Origin of the sequence: Shimia sp. R9_1 (assembly GCF_017743775.1) — a bacterium.
In the GTDB taxonomy this organism is placed as follows: Bacteria; Pseudomonadota; Alphaproteobacteria; order Rhodobacterales; family Rhodobacteraceae; genus Shimia.
In genome coordinates, this window is sequence record NZ_JAGHRN010000003.1 from 312,549 (window position 1) to 327,920 (window position 15,372).

Genomic DNA, 15,372 nt, shown 5'->3' on the forward strand with positions numbered 1-15,372 from the left:
AAAACGAAAAAAGGCGAGGTGCCATGACCAAATAGACCTCGCCTTTTTCGTGACCAGTGGAGGGATCTCCAGAGGTCTTAACTGTCAGTCACCACAAGCCGCAGGTGGGCGTGTTTGGTGGGGGCCAGAGTTGTCTGCACAGGTGCCTTGGGCGCTTTGGCGCTTTGCGCGGCAGGATCAAACTGAGGCATGGAAATCTTCTGCGGACGCAGGATTGTCGCGACCGGTTCAGAGCTGTTCTCGCTGGCGGCTTCGATGCGGCGCAGGAAGCTGCCTTCCAGATCAAAGCGTTCCGGGCTGCGGCCAACGTCGCCATCTATGGTGATTGCGCCAAGGATACGGTTCACCTCACCGGAGTCGCTGCGCAGTGGCAGGAGCATCATCTCGCCTTGCAGACCGGTGCGGCCAAAGCTGCGGCGGGAGGTGAGCTCAAGACGGCCTACGGCTGGTGCGGAGAACACTTTTTCCAGCACTTCGCCAAAGCTTTCTCGGGAGTCGCCGTTGATCAGGGCAGACATTGGCATGCCGCGCATGTCCATGCCCATCACATCAGACAGGGTGTTGCAGGAGACGCGCAGACGGGCGAGACCCGGTGCAATGCGCTCCAGAATGAAAGCGTGCTTCAGGAGTTTCTGGATACGGCGCGGATCAACATCGCTGCGGTATGGGATGGAGTCACCATCGCGGAGACCTTCCCAGTAGGCTTTCACCTCCTGCATCACCTCGATGCTGTGCACTTTGGCGGCACCAGATTTTCCGTCTCCAAAAATTCTCACAACTCTCTCCCCGAATACCTATGGCGTTAGTCGTTACTCGTACGCAGAAGCTTTCGTTCTTTCTTGATTATCTGTCGGAACGGAAAGCGTTTACAACTCGTAAAACACTTATCTCACATTTTATTTGTTTTGCGCCCAAAATAGTCAAAACTGGTTAACGCATCGGCGCGTTAACATTGCTCTTCAGCTCAGAATAGATTTAGGTGCAGCAATAGCTTAGCGGCAGGAGGATCGGATGCTGGAGTCAATGACAGGATATGCGTCTCACAAGGGAGACGCGCTGGGACACAGCTGGACGTGGGATCTGCGTAGTGTGAATGCCAAGGGGTTGGATCTGCGTCTGCGGGTGCCTGACTGGATTGAGGGGCTGGAGCCAGCGGTGCGCGGCGCTTTGTCCAAGGCGCTAGCGCGCGGGAGCGTGAACCTGTCGCTGCGTGTTCAGAAAGAAGAAGAGCAAGGTGCGCTGTCGGTGAATGCCGGACAGCTGGCTGCGGTGCTAAGTGCGATCAAGACGGCTGAAGCACAGGCGGCAGAGGCCGGTGTGACGCTCGCACCGTCAAAGGCCAGCGATCTGCTGGGCATCCGGGGCGTGTTGGAAACCACATCTGAGGAGACCGACACCAAAGCGCTGTTGCAGGCGCTGATGGCGGAGGTGCCTGCGTTGCTTGAGAGCTTTAGGGCGATGCGCCAACAGGAAGGGCAGGCGCTTCAGGCCGTGTTGATGGATCAGCTCAGCCAGATTGAAACACTGACCGCGCAGGCGGCGGAAGCGGCAGAGGCGCGGCGGGCCGAAAGCGCGGACACCCTGCGCAGCAATCTGGCGCGGGTTCTTGAGAACAGTGATGGAGCTGATGAAGCTCGGGTGGCACAAGAGCTGGCGATGCTGGCCGTGAAATCCGACGTTATGGAAGAGCTGGACCGGCTGCGCGCCCATGTTGAGGCTGCGCGCGGGTTGATCGAAACCGGAAGCCCGATTGGCCGTAAACTCGATTTTCTGATGCAGGAATTCAACCGTGAGGCCAATACGCTCTGCTCCAAGGCGCAATCGGTGGATTTGACGCGGATTGGGCTGGACCTCAAAGCCGTGATAGATCAGATGCGGGAACAGGTTCAAAACGTGGAATGAGACTATGAGCAACAGACGCGGCCTTCTGATCATTTTGTCGAGCCCCTCCGGCGCAGGGAAATCAACGCTGGCGCAGCGCCTGATGGCCTGGGATCCGGGGCTGAAGTTTTCGGTTTCTGCCACCACACGCGCGCCACGCCCCGGCGAAGAGCACGGGCGCGAATACTTCTTCATGAAAGAAGACGCGTTCAAAGCGCAGGTGGCGGAAGGCCAGATGCTGGAGCACGCACACGTCTTCGGGAATTTCTACGGCTCGCCAGCGGGCCCTGTGAAAGAGACCATCGATTCCGGTCAGGATGTGCTGTTTGACGTGGATTGGCAGGGCGAGATCCAGATCCGCAATTCGGATCTCGGTAAACACGCGCTGTCGATCTTTATCCTGCCTCCCAGCATTGTTGAGCTGCGCCGCCGTCTGGAAACCCGCGCGCAGGACAGTGAGGATGTGATCGCCAAACGTATGCTCAAGAGCTGGGATGAGATCAGCCACTGGGGCTATTATGACTATGTGCTGGTCAACGACGATCTGGATGAGACTGAAGCGCGCTTGAAAACCATCGTGGAAGCAGAGCGTATGCGCCGGATTCAGCAGCCGGAGCTGCAGGACCATGTGCGCCAGTTGCAGATGCAGTTTGAGGAGATGTCCTGATGGCGATTTACGAGCTGGATGGGGTGCAGCCGCAACAGGACGAGAACAGCTGGTGCGCGTCGGATGCCAATCTGATCGGCAATGTGGTGCTGGAGGCCGGTGCCTCGGTCTGGTTTGGCAGCACGCTGCGCGGTGACAACGAAGAAATCCGTGTTGGCGCGGGCTCCAATGTGCAGGAAAACTGCGTGCTGCATACGGATATGGGCTTTCCGCTTTCGATCGGCGCGGGGTGTACGATTGGCCATAAGGTGATGCTGCATGGCTGCACCGTCGGAGAGAACAGCCTGATCGGCATGGGCGCAATCGTTCTGAATGGCGCCAAGATCGGCAAAAACTGCCTGATCGGGGCAGGGGCGTTGATCCCGGAAGGCAAAGAAATTCCGGATGGCAGCCTTGTGATGGGCACGCCCGGCAAGGTGGTGCGCACGCTGGATGAGGCGGCGATTGCCAAGCTGCGGCTGTCGGCTCTGCACTATCAGGAGAACTTCCTGCGCTACAAATCGGGGCTGCGCGAAATCTGAAGCGCTTGCGGTGAAATATGACAAAGCTGGCTTTGCGGGCCGGATTTGTCATATCTCTGTTACAAATCTGCGGTTTGTGCCTTGCAAGTGCGCCATGCCGGATTGGCGCGGTGTTTGAGGCAGGGAGTCGACATGCAGCGTGAGTTTTACAGGTCTTATCTGGAGGCCATCCCCCTACCAGCGGTGCTGGTGGACAGCCGCGCGCGGATCATTGGCGGCAATGCAGCGGCAGTAAAGCTGAACCCGCATGCGGATGGGGATCGTCCCCTGATCCTGGTGTTTCGTCAGCCGAGCCTGAACACCGCGGTTGAGGATTGTCTGCGCGAAGGCGAAGCGCAGCGCGCGATCTATCTGCACAGCGAAGGTCCGCAGGAACACCGTTATGATGTGACCTGCTCGCCCGTGACATTGACACCTGATGATAGCGGGCCAAGGGGTTTGCGCCTGCCGCAGGGCGGGCAGAGCTTCAAAGGTGTGCTGATCTGCTTTCAGGACGTCACCGAAATGCAGCAACTCGATCAGATGCGCCGCGACTTTGTGGCCAATGTGAGCCACGAGCTGCGCACGCCGCTGACTGCAATCCTTGGGTTTGTGGAAACGCTGCAAGGGCCTGCGCGGGCGGATCCCAAGGCGCAGGACCGTTTCCTTGGCATCATGTCGGCAGAAGCAAGCCGGATGAACCGCCTTGTGGGGGATCTGCTGTCTTTGAGCCGTGTGGAAGAGGTTTCACGGATGCGGCCCACGGATCCGGTGGATCTGGATCAGGTGGTCCGCTCTGTGCTGCAAAATCTTGGGCCAATGGCAGAAGACAACGATTGCGCGCTGATCTATGAGCGGGAGCGTGATCCGGCCGTGGTGGCAGGCGATGCGGATCAGCTTTTGCAGGTTGTCACAAACCTTGTGGAGAACGCGCTGAAATACGGCGGGAACGGCACGCAGGTGACTGTGACCCTCAAAGAGCGCAGCAATAGCAATGGCGTGATGGGGCCAGGCTTTGCGCTGGCGGTCAAAGATGACGGTCCGGGAATCGACTCTGTGCACATTGCACGTTTAACGGAGCGTTTTTACCGGATCGACTCTCATAGGTCGCGGGAAATGGGCGGAACCGGCCTTGGACTCGCAATTGTAAAACACATTATTAACCGTCACCGGGGGCGTCTGCAGATCGACAGCGTGGTGGGTAAAGGTAGTGTTTTCAAGGTGTTGCTTCCGCTGCGTTAACTTTTACCTAACGTCTTTTTTGCGCAAAAGACATATTTTCTGGCCCACTGTCATACAGCTGTTACATAGCCGTCACAAAAGCTTCGAACAGGCGCATTAGACCGCGTCGTGAGACTGACAACGACACAGTCCACAACACATGGAGTTAAATTAATGTCTGTCAAACTGACTGCCTCTGCTCTGGCCATCGCGGCCGTTGCTGCCACTTCTGCCGCCGCGCGTGACCAAGTTCAGGTCGCCGGTTCCTCCACGGTTCTGCCTTACGCTTCCATCGTTGCAGAAGCTTTCGGCGAAAACTTCGACTTCCCAACCCCGGTTGTTGAATCCGGTGGGTCTTCCGCAGGTCTGAAGCGCTTCTGCCAGGGTGTTGGCACCGAGCACACCGACGTTGCAAACGCGTCCCGCAAAATCCGCGACAAAGAAATCAAAGCCTGTGCCGAGAACGGTGTGACCGACATCATCGAAGTGCGCATCGGTTATGACGGCATCGTGTTTGCTTCCCAGCTGAACGGCCCTGAGTATGTGGCTTTCACGCAGTCTGACATCTTCAACGCGCTGGCACCAAAAGTGATGGTTGACGGCAAGCTGGTTGATAACCCGCATAAGAAATGGTCCGACTTCAACGCTGACCTGCCAGCAGAAGACATCCTGGCGTTCATCCCAGGCACCAAGCACGGCACCCGTGAAGTGTTCGAAGAGAAAGTTGTTGCAGCGGGCTGTGAAGCCACTGGCGCTTTTGAAGCGATGATGGCGGCTGGCATGTCTGAGGACGATGCAGAAGACGCATGTCTGGAAGTGATGTCTGACGGCCGCGCCGTGGACATTGACGGTGACTACACCGAGACTCTGGCATCCATCGACGCCAACGCAAACGGCATCGGCGTGTTCGGCCTGGCGTTCTATGAGAACAACACCGACAAGCTGAAAGTGGCGACAATGGCGGGCGTTGAGCCTTCCACCGAAACCATCTCCACCGGTGAATACCCTGTATCCCGCCCGCTGTTCTTCTACGTGAAGAAAGCGCACATCGGCGTGATCCCAGGCCTGAAAGAATATGCTGAGTTCTTCATCTCCGATGAGATCGCAGGCGGCGACGGCCCTCTGGCAGAGTACGGCCTCGTGTCCGACCCAGCACTGGTTGAAACTCAGGATGCAGTTGCTGCTGAGAAAACCATGGGTGGCGACAGCTAATCCGACCTGAGTGTCGATGAAACATCTGAGGCGGCGCCTGTCGCCGCCTCTTTTCCAATTTGTCTTGGAATGAGACTACTGGGGGACCCATGCCTGTAATTTGGCTCTGCGTGATTGTGCTGGCGATATCCATCGTCGGCTTTATTTTTGGGAGACAGCGCGCGTTGAGCAGCGCTGGCGGTGACGCGCGAAATCTCCATTCCCTGCCGAACTACTACGGCTGGAATGTGTTTATGAAAGTCGTGGCCCCCGCGTTCGGGTTGATGATTGTTTGGCTGATTGCCCAGCCACTTGTCATCCAGAACAGCATTTCCGGCATGATCCCTGAAACCGAGATCAAAGAAGGCTCCAGCATTGGCCTCGTGATGGCCGAGGTACGCCGCACCGCGGATGGGCTGAACAACGCGGTGGCCGCGGGTGTGATCTCTCAGGATCTGTCCAATGATCCGGGTGCCGATGTTGAGGCGCTGACCGCCAGCCTGAAAGAGGCGGGGCAGGTTGTGACCTCCACCATCACCCAGCCAATCCTGCTGGCCGCGCAGGCCTACCGCACCATGACCAACACCGGCAGCCTGATTTTGGCCGCACTGGTGCTTCTGGTGTCGCTGGGTGCCGCGGGCTTTGCCGTGCGTCAGGCCGACAAGGACTACAAAGCGCGCAATGTGGTGGAGCAGGGCGTTCTGGCGCTGCTGATGGCGGCGGCCTCTGTGGCGATCCTCACCACCATTGGCATCGTTCTCTCGCTGGTGTTCAACACCGCCGAATTCTTCCGTCTCTATCCGGCGGCGGACTTCTTCACGCTGCTGGAATGGGCACCAAGCTTCTCCGGCCGTGGCGGGGCCTCCAAGCTGGGCATCCTGCCGCTGCTGTGGGGGACGATCTATATTTCGATCATTGCGCTTTTGGTGGCTGTGCCGATTGGACTGTTCGCTGCGGTCTATCTGTCTGAGTACGCCACACCACGTGTGCGCGGCATTGCGAAGCCGCTGCTGGAGATCCTCGCGGGTATCCCGACCATCGTTTACGGTCTTTTCGCACTGCTGACCATCGGGCCGCTACTTGTTTCCGTGTTTGGCGAAGATGGCGCGGGCTGGATGAGCGGTGGCCGCGCGGTGATGACCGCTGGTATCGCCATGGGCATTATGCTGATCCCATTTGTGAGCTCGCTGTCTGATGACATCATCAACGCGGTACCGCAGGCGATGCGTGACGGCTCCTACGGGCTGGGCGCAACCCAGTCTGAGACCATCAAACAGGTGATCCTGCCAGCGGCGTTGCCGGGCATCGTTGGTGCGATCCTTCTGGCCGCAAGCCGCGCGATTGGCGAGACCATGATTGTGGTGATGGGGGCAGGGGCCGCTGCACGGCTGTCTCTCAACCCGTTTGAGGCCATGACCACAGTGACCGCCAAGATCGTCTCTCAGCTGACCGGGGACTCCGACTTTGCCTCCCCTGAGGCGCTGGTAGCCTTCGCCCTTGGTATCTCACTTTTTGTTCTGACTTTGGGGCTGAACGTCTTTGCCCTCTATATCGTCCGTAAGTATCGGGAGCAGTACGAATGACCGACGCAAGCCTTCCTAACGCTGGCGCAAAGCCGCAGTCCGGCTCGCTCACGACCGTGGACGCGCGCACCAAGAAGCGCAATGCCGCCGAGAAACGCTTCCGCGCCTATGGTGTCGCGGCGATTTCGACAGGCATCCTGTTTCTGATCGTGCTGCTGTTTTCCATCGTGACAAGCGGTATTGGCGCTTTCCAGCAGACCTTCATCACGGTGCCGGTCTCTCTGGATGAAGCCAAGCTCGACAAAAAGGGCAACCGCAACATCGACGACATCAAGAAGGTTTCAACCTTCGGCTATAACCCTCTGATCCAAAAGGCTGTTCTCAAAGCCGTCGAGGATGCGGGCATTGAAACACCGCTGAAAAAGTCCAAAGACATGAAGGCGCTGATTTCGGCCTCTGCAGCTGGGCAGGTGCGCGCGGCGGTGATCGACAATCCGGCGCTGATTGGCCAGACCGTCGAGTTCAAGTTCCTCGCCTCCAGCCGCGTTGACGGCTATCTGAAGGACCGCGTGAAGCGTGAACATCTGGCGCGTGACAAGAACATCGACGCAGAGCACCTCGACATCGTGGATGGGCTTCAGGACGCAGGCGTTCTCGCAAAAACATTCAACCCGGCCTTCATCTTCGGCGCGGATGCATCTGAAAGCCGCGCAGAGCAAGCCGGTATCGGTGTTTCCATGCTGGGATCGCTGTTCATGATGTTTGTGGTGTTGTTCCTGGCGTTGCCATTGGGCGTGGCCGCTTCGATCTATCTTGAGGAATTTGCGCCTAAGAACCGCCTGACAGATCTAATCGAGGTGAACATCTCCAACCTCGCAGCGGTGCCATCCATCGTGTTTGGTATCCTTGGTTTGGCGGTCTTCATCCAGTTCATGCACCTGCCGCAATCCGCGCCGTTGGTGGGTGGTCTGGTGCTGACGCTGATGACCTTGCCGACCATCATCATCTCGACCCGCGCCTCGCTGAAATCGGTGCCGCCAAGCATCCGTGATGCGGCGCTGGGGGTAGGGGCCTCCAAGATGCAATCGGTCTTCCATCACGTGCTGCCACTGGCCGCACCTGGCATCCTGACCGGCACCATCATTGGTCTGGCGCAGGCGCTTGGGGAAACCGCACCTCTTCTGCTGATCGGTATGGTGGGATACATTGCCTCGAACGCGCCTGACGGCATTGCCAGCGGTCTGCTCGATCCGAATTCCGCGATGCCCGCGCAGATCTATGAATGGGCAAAACGGGCTGACCCGGCCTATTATGAACGCGCTTGGGGCGGGATCATCATTCTGTTGGTCTTCCTCATCTCAATGAACACTCTCGCAGTCATCCTGCGCCGCCGGTTTGAGCGCCGTTGGTAAGCAAAGGATTGAAACACATGTACGATCAAGCTGAACTGGGGGCCGCTGTGGACCAGAATTCAACCAAAATCTCCGCCCGTAACGTGCAGGTCTATTACGGCGACACCCATGCGATCAAAGACGTGAACGTCGATATCGACGCCAAAGCTGTGACCGCCTTCATCGGTCCGTCCGGTTGCGGCAAGTCCACTTTCCTGCGTTGTATCAACCGGATGAACGACACAATTGATGTGTGCCGCGTGAAAGGCGACATTCTTATTGATGGCGAAGACATCTATGACAAGCGCGTCGATCCTGTGCAGCTGCGCGCCAAGGTCGGCATGGTGTTCCAGAAGCCGAACCCGTTCCCAAAGTCGATCTATGACAACATCGCTTATGGCCCGCGCATCCACGGTCTCGCCAAGAACAAGGCAGATCTCGATGATATCGTTGAGAAATCCCTGCGCCGCGGTGCGATTTGGGATGAGGTGAAAGACCGTCTGCACGCGCCGGGCACCGGTTTGTCCGGTGGTCAGCAGCAGCGTCTGTGCATCGCACGCGCTGTGGCAACCGAGCCAGAAGTGCTGCTGATGGACGAGCCATGTTCTGCGCTTGACCCGATTGCAACCGCACAGGTGGAAGAGCTGATTGACGAGCTGCGCCACCAGTATTCCGTGGTGATCGTGACGCACTCCATGCAGCAGGCCGCGCGCGTCAGCCAAAAAACCGCGTTCTTCCACCTGGGCAATCTTGTGGAATTTGGGGAGACCTCGCAGATCTTCACCAACCCAAAAGATGAACGCACCGAAAGCTATATCACTGGCCGGATCGGCTAAGGAGACTGGATTATGAACGACCAACATATTGCCTCTGCCTTTGACCGTGACCTCGAGGGTATTCAGGCGCATGTGATGAAAATGGGCGGCCTTGTTGAGGCGGCGATCGGTGATGCGGCCGCCTCCATGCAGAACCGCGACGAAGAGCTCGCAGGTGAAGTGCGCAAAGGCGACAAGGCAGTGGACGCGCTTGAAGATCTGATCAACGAGCAATGCGCCAACCTGATTGCGCTGCGCGCGCCAGCGGCCGTGGATTTGCGGGTTGTGCTGTCGGTGATGAAGATCGCCGCCAACCTGGAACGCATTGGCGACTATGCCAAAAACATGGCCAAACGCACAGCGGTTCTGGTGCATATGGAGCAGGTTGAAGGCGCGCACAGCTCGCTGCGCCGCATGGCACAGGAAGTGCAGCTGATGCTCAAAGATGTGCTGGATGCCTTTATCCAGCGCGACGTTGCTTTGGCCCAGGATGTGCTGGAGCGCGATCAGAACATCGACCAGATGTACAATGCGCTGTTCCGCGAATTCCTGACCTTCATGATGGAAGATCCGCGCCACATTACGCCCTGTATGCACCTGCATTTCATGGCGAAAAACACTGAGCGCATGGGCGACCATGTGACAGCGATTGCCGAGCAGGTGATCTATCTGGTGACCGGCTCCATGCCAGAAGAAGCGCGCCCCAAGGCGACCCGACTGGACGCCTGACGGCGGTTTGAGAGGCAAAGCAGATGGCAAAAGATCATCCCACAGTTCTCGTTGTAGAAGATGAGCCGGCGCAGCGCGAGGTGCTGAGCTACAACCTTCAGGCAGAGGGTTTTGACGTGGAGGCCGCCGCAGATGGCGACACGGCGCTGCTGATGGTTCAGGAAGTTCTGCCCGATATTATCGTGCTCGACTGGATGCTGCCGGGCACATCTGGCATCGAAATCTGTCGGCGCCTGAAAACCCGTGCGGAGACCAAAGACATTCCGGTGATCATGTTGTCTGCGCGCTCTGAGGAAGTGGACCGTGTCCGTGGCCTTGAAACCGGCGCAGATGATTATGTGGTCAAACCATACTCCGTGATGGAGCTGATGGCGCGGGTGCGCAACCAGCTGCGCCGTGTGCGTCCATCCTCGGTGGGTCAGACGCTGACCTATGAGGATATCATTCTGGACGCGGAAACCCATCGCGTGACGCGCTCTGACGAAGCGTTGCGTTTGGGGCCAACCGAGTTCCGGCTGCTCGCGACCTTTATGGAGAAGCCGGGCCGGGTTTGGAGCCGGGAGCAGTTGCTGGATCGGGTCTGGGGCCGGGACATCTACGTCGATAGCCGCACGGTGGATGTGCATATCGGGCGGCTGCGCAAAGCGCTCTGTGTGCATGGCGGAGAAGATCCGCTGAGAACAGTGCGCGGCGCAGGCTATGCGCTTGGCTGACTTTCTTTAGTATCAAAAGGCAGGCAGGGCGCGATGAGGCGCGCCTTGTATGCCGCTGATAATCAAGAGAAGTTCGGATGTTAGATCAAGTTTGGCTACATGATCCGTATTTCATATAATTGGTATTATGTTACTTATTGACACACCAATGATGATGAATCCACCTCTGGACACATAACTGGGCTTTACTATACCTTAAAGGTTAGTTCGTGGGGATGAACGGTCCTGATGAAAACTCGAAATTCTGCCGAAATGAGCGCCCGTAAACCGATCCGGCGCTTGTTCGTCTACTTGCCAAACGGATGCACGTATGGACGAATCTTTGGATTATGTTGAAACGGTGATGAACCAGACCAGCCTTGAAGCGCTCTGGGAATTGCACTGCGCCAAAATGGCGACCTATGGTTTTGACAAAATCATCTATGGCTACACCAACTATCGCAGCGGTATGTCGCTGGGTGATGTGGAGGATTTCTTTATCCTGTCCAACCACCAGCGCGACTATCTCGACAAATATATCGGTGAAGGCCTCTATTTTGATGGCCCCATGATGAAATGGTCGCTGGACAATGCTGGCGCACAAAGCTGGAGCATCATTCAGAACGCCTTTGCGGCTGGCAATCTGACCGAGAAACAGATGCGCGTTTACGAGGTCAACAGAAGCTACGGTTTGAGCGCTGGCTACACTATTAGTTTTCCAACGGTTTCGTCACGGCATAAAGGTGCGATTTCACTGGGTGCACGCACAGACATGTCTCAGGAAGAGGTCGATAAGCTCTGGAAATCTGTGGGGCGGGAAATCTCTTTAATCAATAATGTGGTACATCTTAAAATACAGTCCCTGCCCTATAAAAACCCAGAACGCGAACTCACAAAACGCCAAAGAGAAGTTTTGGAATGGGTCGGTGACGGCAAAACTATTCAGGATATTGCCCTGTTGATCGAGCGCACTCCCGCGACAGTTGAGAAGCATTTGCGACTCGCCAGAGATGCCATGAATGTAGAGACAACGGCGCAAGCTTTGCTAAAGGCGTCATTTATGCGTCAAATTTACTTGCTAGAGGGACAAAACTGACGCATGATAGGGTCATTAGTATGGTATCCCTGACTTGTTGGTTAATTGTCAGACTGGCACTATCGAATTGTTCCGTGAGTGGTGGCTTTGGCCTTGGAACACATCGGCACTGATCCTCGCAATTACGAGGCTCTCTGGGTCGACCGGTATCAACCCGGACGTTAGCTTTGGTTTATTTTAACTAGGAGCTGACACTTTTCGGTGGCCTCCCCATCCCCATGTTTTGGAGGCCTTGAAAAAGGGCGGCGTCATCTTTAGGTGGCGTCGCTTTTCTGTTTGGTGCGGAGTTTTTGCACTCCCGAGAATCAACGGCTTAGAAGATTCGGTTTCATACCAACGTGGGCAAGGCGCTGTACTGTTAGGGTTTAAGGTATGACGAGGCCGATCATCTTGCGCGTGCATTCTGAGAGATGGAAGGCCTTTTGCCTCTCAGACCTTTGCACCTAAATGCATAAAGTGATCCAACGGCTTTGTTGTAACGTAAGGAGCCATTCGAGCTGGCCCTATCTTTTTTAAGCCTTTGTTTTTGAGGCAATTTCACTGCCATTTCTTCAGGCTACGCCTATGTGAGATGGCTCTCAAAACGCCCTTCTCTCATCAAACGCCTGATCAACTCTTTTGCGCGTTTAACCGTTCGTTATCGCCAATTTCTGAGTGTCGCCAAAAGACATGCGGTGGCTTCTGTGGCGATCGCTACAGGCTATTGGAAATGGAGAAGACATGAACAACCTAGCCATCGGTACACGATTATTTGTCACGTTTGGTTTTATGTTGATTCTCATGATTGGCCTCGCGATGGTCGCCGTTTGGAGGGTTGAAGCAGCCCGCGAAACGCTGGCGCAAATCAACGAGATCAATTCTGTGAAGCAACGTCATGCGATCAATTTTCGCGGCAGCGTACACGACAGAGCCATTGCTATCCGCGATGTTGTTTTGATCCCTGCTGGCACCGAACGCGATGCGCAGGTTGATCTGATTGAAAAACTGGCTGCGGATTATGCGGAAAACGAGGTGCAACTGACCAAACTGCTGTCAGATAGCACGCAGGCGCAGCCTGAAGAAATCGAAATCGCCGCGCGTATTGCTGAAGTGCAGGCCAAAACCAATCCACTGGTTGATGAGATCGCCGCCAAGATCTATTCGGGTGACCCTCAGCAGCAAGCGCAGGCGCTCGAGCTGCTTTATGTGGTGTCGCCTCTGTTTTCTGACTGGCTCGGGGTGATCAACGAGTTCATCGACTTTGAAGAAGCCGCGAACCAGGCGGCCGGGACAGAAGTAACAGCCGCAATGGACAGCTTTGGCATGCATGTGGTGATCATCCTTTTGTCAGCCGTTGTTTTGTCTGCCTTTGCCGCGCTGTCGGTCACCCGCTCTGTCACCCGCCCGATCGCGCACCTGCAGGCCTTGCTGAGCCGTATGGCGGATGGGGATGTGACTGCGGACGACAGCCTTGCCCAGAGAAAAGATGAGATTGGTGCGCTGGCGCGTGTGGTGGCGTCTCTGCGTGAGGCGCTTGAGGACAATCAGCGCAAGGAAGAGGAAATCCGCGAGAATGCTCGGCAGGTTGAAACCGTTGTCGAGGCGCTCGGCAAGGGACTTAAGGAGCTTTCGAAGGGCGATTTGACCTATCGTCTGGACACGGCTTTTGCCGGCTCGATGGACACTCTGCGTAAAGACTTCAACACCTCAGCGGAGAAGCTGAACTCCCTGTTGGCTGCGATCCGTGCAAACTCCTCGACCGTGAAGCATTTCTCCTCTGAGTTGGCGAGCGCTTCTCGTGAGTTGGCACAACGTACCGAAGGCCAGTCGGCGACGCTTGATGAAACCACCTCTGCCATGGAAGATCTGACAGCCAGTGCAAAGTCTGCAGCACAAAGCGCGCGCAACGTCGAGCAGATCGTATCAGAAGCTCGGGAAGAGGCGGATCAAAGCGGCGAGATTGTCTCTATGGCCGCGAATTCGATGGCCAAGATTGAGACCTCCTCTAACCAGATTTCGGCGATCATCGCGGTGATCGAGGATATCTCTTTCCAAACCAATCTATTGGCGCTGAATGCAGGTGTGGAAGCCGCCCGCGCCGGAGAAGCTGGACGGGGGTTCGCGGTTGTCGCCTCCGAAGTGCGCTCACTGGCGCTCAGATCCACAGACTCTGCGCAGGAGATCAAAGATCTGATCGCAGTCAGCTCGGATCAGGTGTCTGAAGGTGTGGATCTGGTGGCGCGCATGGGCGGAGAGCTGAAGAGCATCGCTGACAAGGTTGGCGGGATTTCCGATGTGGTCGGAGAAATTGTGCAGGTGGTGGATCAGCAGTCCAATACGATTGCAGAGGTCAACACCGGTATTGCGCAGCTGGATCGTGTCACGCAGCAGAACACTGCGATGGTCGATCAGACACAGCAGCACTGTACAACGCTGGAAGACAACTCCGTTGAGTTGATCCAGCAGATGTCCGTCTTTGAGATCGAAGAGACGGTTGGCTCCGCTGACGGTGATGTTGTCACTGAGACGGAAGCGCAGCACATCGCGGCCTGATCAACGCAGATTGTAGAACCAACGTGAGGGGATCCTGTTTCAGGGTCCCCTTATGCATTCTGGCCTTCTGAGAAGGCCGTATGGCGGCCTTTAGGATGAGAGCCGGAGAGATGCAGCCCCCTGCCCCTAAACGCTCCGTAGATGAAAAACAGAGCCGTTCGAATACAAAAAAACGCCGCACACTCTGCAGTGTGCGGCGTTCAAAATTTTCGACTTCAGAGGGGCTTAGCCCTGAGCGGCTTTCGCCACTTCTGCTGCGAAGTCTTCTTCTTTTTTCTCGATGCCTTCGCCCACTTCCATGCGGACGTAGCCAACGATTTCCGCACCTGCTTCTTTGGCAGCTGCTTCAACGGTCAGGTCTGGGTTGATCACGAAGTTCTGGCCCAGCAGGGTCACTTCGGACATGAATTTCTTCATGCGGCCCACGATCATTTTCTCGATCACCTGCTCCGGCTTGCCGGATTCACGTGCGATCTCGATCTGAACGTTTTTCTCTTTTTCAACGATAGCCGGGTCGAGGTCTGCTTCGCCCAGGGCCTGCGGGTTGGCCGCTGCGATGTGCATTGCAACCTGCTTGCCGAATGCTTCGTCGCCGCCTTTCAGCGCCACGAGAACACCGATTTTGCCCATGCCGTCGGTCGCCGGGTTGTGCACGTAGGAGGTCACAACGTCGCCTTCCACGGATGCCATACGGCGCACAGACATGTTTTCACCGATGGTGGCAACAGCGTCGGTTACGGTTTCTTCAACGGTCTTGCCGCCCAGATCCGCTGCTTTCAGCGCGTCAACGTCTGCAACGTTGATTGCTGCGCCAGCGATTTTTGCAACCATGGACTGGAAGTCAGCGTTTTTGCCAACGAAGTCGGTTTCGGAGTTTACCTCAACGGCAACACCTTTGCCACCTTCAACGGTGACAGCCACCAGACCTTCGGCTGCGGTACGGCCGGATTTCTTGGCCGCTTTTGCCAGGCCTTTGGTGCGCAGCCAGTCGATTGCTGCTTCCTGATCGCCATCGGTTTCGGTCAACGCTTTTTTCGCGTCCATCATGCCTGCGCCGGTCATCTCGCGCAGTTCTTTAACCATTGCTGCTGTGATCGCCATCTGTGGCTCTCCTAATCTGTAAATCAGGGCCTC

Annotated in this window: 14 protein-coding genes; 12 read left to right on the top strand and 2 right to left on the bottom strand. The window is 56.5% G+C overall.

The window, feature by feature from the left end; genetic code table 11:
* Positions 1-77 precede the first annotated feature (77 nt).
* On the bottom strand, positions 78-776 hold the full coding sequence (locus J7399_RS12495) for a PAS domain-containing protein (protein ID WP_209086631.1): 699 nt from the start codon (positions 774-776) through the stop codon (positions 78-80).
* A 235-nt stretch (positions 777-1,011) separates the two neighbouring features.
* Here J7399_RS12495 and J7399_RS12500 point away from each other — a divergent pair, with 235 nt between their 5' ends.
* The 12 genes from J7399_RS12500 (at position 1,012) to J7399_RS12555 (ending at position 14,238) form a co-directional block, all read left to right on the top strand.
* Positions 1,012-1,902 (top strand): YicC/YloC family endoribonuclease, encoded by an 891-nt coding sequence (locus tag J7399_RS12500; protein WP_247742875.1) that lies wholly within the window; start codon positions 1,012-1,014, stop codon positions 1,900-1,902.
* Positions 1,903-1,906: 4 nt separating this feature from the next.
* Positions 1,907-2,548 (top strand): guanylate kinase, encoded by a 642-nt coding sequence (gmk, locus tag J7399_RS12505; protein WP_209086633.1) that lies wholly within the window; start codon positions 1,907-1,909, stop codon positions 2,546-2,548.
* Positions 2,548-3,069: a gamma carbonic anhydrase family protein gene (locus tag J7399_RS12510; protein ID WP_209086635.1), complete on the top strand. Its 522-nt coding sequence runs from the start codon at positions 2,548-2,550 to the stop codon at positions 3,067-3,069. The genes gmk and J7399_RS12510 overlap by 1 nt, the downstream gene beginning before the upstream one ends.
* A 132-nt stretch (positions 3,070-3,201) precedes the next feature.
* Complete coding sequence (locus tag J7399_RS12515) at positions 3,202-4,290, top strand: ATP-binding protein (RefSeq protein WP_209062697.1); 1,089 nt, start codon at positions 3,202-3,204, stop codon at positions 4,288-4,290.
* A gap of 153 nt (positions 4,291-4,443) precedes the next feature.
* A complete protein-coding gene (locus tag J7399_RS12520; RefSeq protein ID WP_209062699.1) occupies positions 4,444-5,481 on the top strand; it encodes a substrate-binding domain-containing protein in 1,038 nt (345 codons plus the stop codon).
* 89 nt (positions 5,482-5,570) lie between these two features.
* Positions 5,571-7,043 (top strand): phosphate ABC transporter permease subunit PstC, encoded by a 1,473-nt coding sequence (gene pstC, locus J7399_RS12525; RefSeq protein ID WP_209086636.1) that lies wholly within the window; start codon positions 5,571-5,573, stop codon positions 7,041-7,043.
* Positions 7,040-8,395, top strand: a complete 1,356-nt coding sequence (gene pstA, locus J7399_RS12530; protein ID WP_209086639.1) for a phosphate ABC transporter permease PstA — start codon at positions 7,040-7,042, stop codon at positions 8,393-8,395. The genes pstC and pstA overlap by 4 nt, the downstream gene beginning before the upstream one ends.
* A 17-nt stretch (positions 8,396-8,412) precedes the next feature.
* Complete coding sequence (pstB, locus tag J7399_RS12535) at positions 8,413-9,210, top strand: phosphate ABC transporter ATP-binding protein PstB (RefSeq protein WP_209062706.1); 798 nt, start codon at positions 8,413-8,415, stop codon at positions 9,208-9,210.
* A 12-nt stretch (positions 9,211-9,222) separates the two neighbouring features.
* Positions 9,223-9,918 (top strand): phosphate signaling complex protein PhoU, encoded by a 696-nt coding sequence (phoU, locus tag J7399_RS12540; RefSeq protein WP_209086641.1) that lies wholly within the window; start codon positions 9,223-9,225, stop codon positions 9,916-9,918.
* A gap of 23 nt (positions 9,919-9,941) precedes the next feature.
* Positions 9,942-10,631 carry a phosphate regulon transcriptional regulator PhoB gene (phoB, locus tag J7399_RS12545; protein WP_209062710.1) on the top strand — a complete coding sequence of 230 codons (690 nt, stop codon included), beginning with the start codon at positions 9,942-9,944 and terminating at the stop codon, positions 10,629-10,631.
* A gap of 310 nt (positions 10,632-10,941) precedes the next feature.
* Positions 10,942-11,706 (top strand): LuxR family transcriptional regulator, encoded by a 765-nt coding sequence (locus tag J7399_RS12550; protein WP_209078850.1) that lies wholly within the window; start codon positions 10,942-10,944, stop codon positions 11,704-11,706.
* A gap of 720 nt (positions 11,707-12,426) precedes the next feature.
* Positions 12,427-14,238, top strand: a complete 1,812-nt coding sequence (locus J7399_RS12555) for a methyl-accepting chemotaxis protein (protein ID WP_209086643.1) — start codon at positions 12,427-12,429, stop codon at positions 14,236-14,238.
* Between the two features lie 225 nt (positions 14,239-14,463).
* Here J7399_RS12555 and tsf read toward each other — a convergent pair whose 3' ends face one another.
* Positions 14,464-15,339: a translation elongation factor Ts gene (gene tsf / locus J7399_RS12560; RefSeq protein ID WP_209062716.1), complete on the bottom strand. Its 876-nt coding sequence runs from the start codon at positions 15,337-15,339 to the stop codon at positions 14,464-14,466.
* Positions 15,340-15,372: the final 33 nt, after the last annotated feature.

What these genes read in the sequence shown, in the direction of transcription:
- J7399_RS12500 (WP_247742875.1), top strand. Translation starts at nt 1,012, where the DNA reads ATGCTGGAGTCAATGACAGGATATGCGTCTCACAAGGGAGACGCGCTG.
- gmk (WP_209086633.1), top strand. Translation starts at nt 1,907, where the DNA reads ATGAGCAACAGACGCGGCCTTCTGATCATTTTGTCGAGCCCCTCCGGC.
- J7399_RS12510 (WP_209086635.1), top strand. Translation starts at nt 2,548, where the DNA reads ATGGCGATTTACGAGCTGGATGGGGTGCAGCCGCAACAGGACGAGAAC.
- J7399_RS12515 (WP_209062697.1), top strand. Translation starts at nt 3,202, where the DNA reads ATGCAGCGTGAGTTTTACAGGTCTTATCTGGAGGCCATCCCCCTACCA.
- J7399_RS12520 (WP_209062699.1), top strand. Translation starts at nt 4,444, where the DNA reads ATGTCTGTCAAACTGACTGCCTCTGCTCTGGCCATCGCGGCCGTTGCT.
- pstC (WP_209086636.1), top strand. Translation starts at nt 5,571, where the DNA reads ATGCCTGTAATTTGGCTCTGCGTGATTGTGCTGGCGATATCCATCGTC.
- pstA (WP_209086639.1), top strand. Translation starts at nt 7,040, where the DNA reads ATGACCGACGCAAGCCTTCCTAACGCTGGCGCAAAGCCGCAGTCCGGC.
- pstB (WP_209062706.1), top strand. Translation starts at nt 8,413, where the DNA reads ATGTACGATCAAGCTGAACTGGGGGCCGCTGTGGACCAGAATTCAACC.
- phoU (WP_209086641.1), top strand. Translation starts at nt 9,223, where the DNA reads ATGAACGACCAACATATTGCCTCTGCCTTTGACCGTGACCTCGAGGGT.
- phoB (WP_209062710.1), top strand. Translation starts at nt 9,942, where the DNA reads ATGGCAAAAGATCATCCCACAGTTCTCGTTGTAGAAGATGAGCCGGCG.
- J7399_RS12550 (WP_209078850.1), top strand. Translation starts at nt 10,942, where the DNA reads ATGGACGAATCTTTGGATTATGTTGAAACGGTGATGAACCAGACCAGC.
- J7399_RS12555 (WP_209086643.1), top strand. Translation starts at nt 12,427, where the DNA reads ATGAACAACCTAGCCATCGGTACACGATTATTTGTCACGTTTGGTTTT.
- tsf (WP_209062716.1), bottom strand. Translation starts at nt 15,339, where the DNA reads ATGGCGATCACAGCAGCAATGGTTAAAGAACTGCGCGAGATGACCGGC.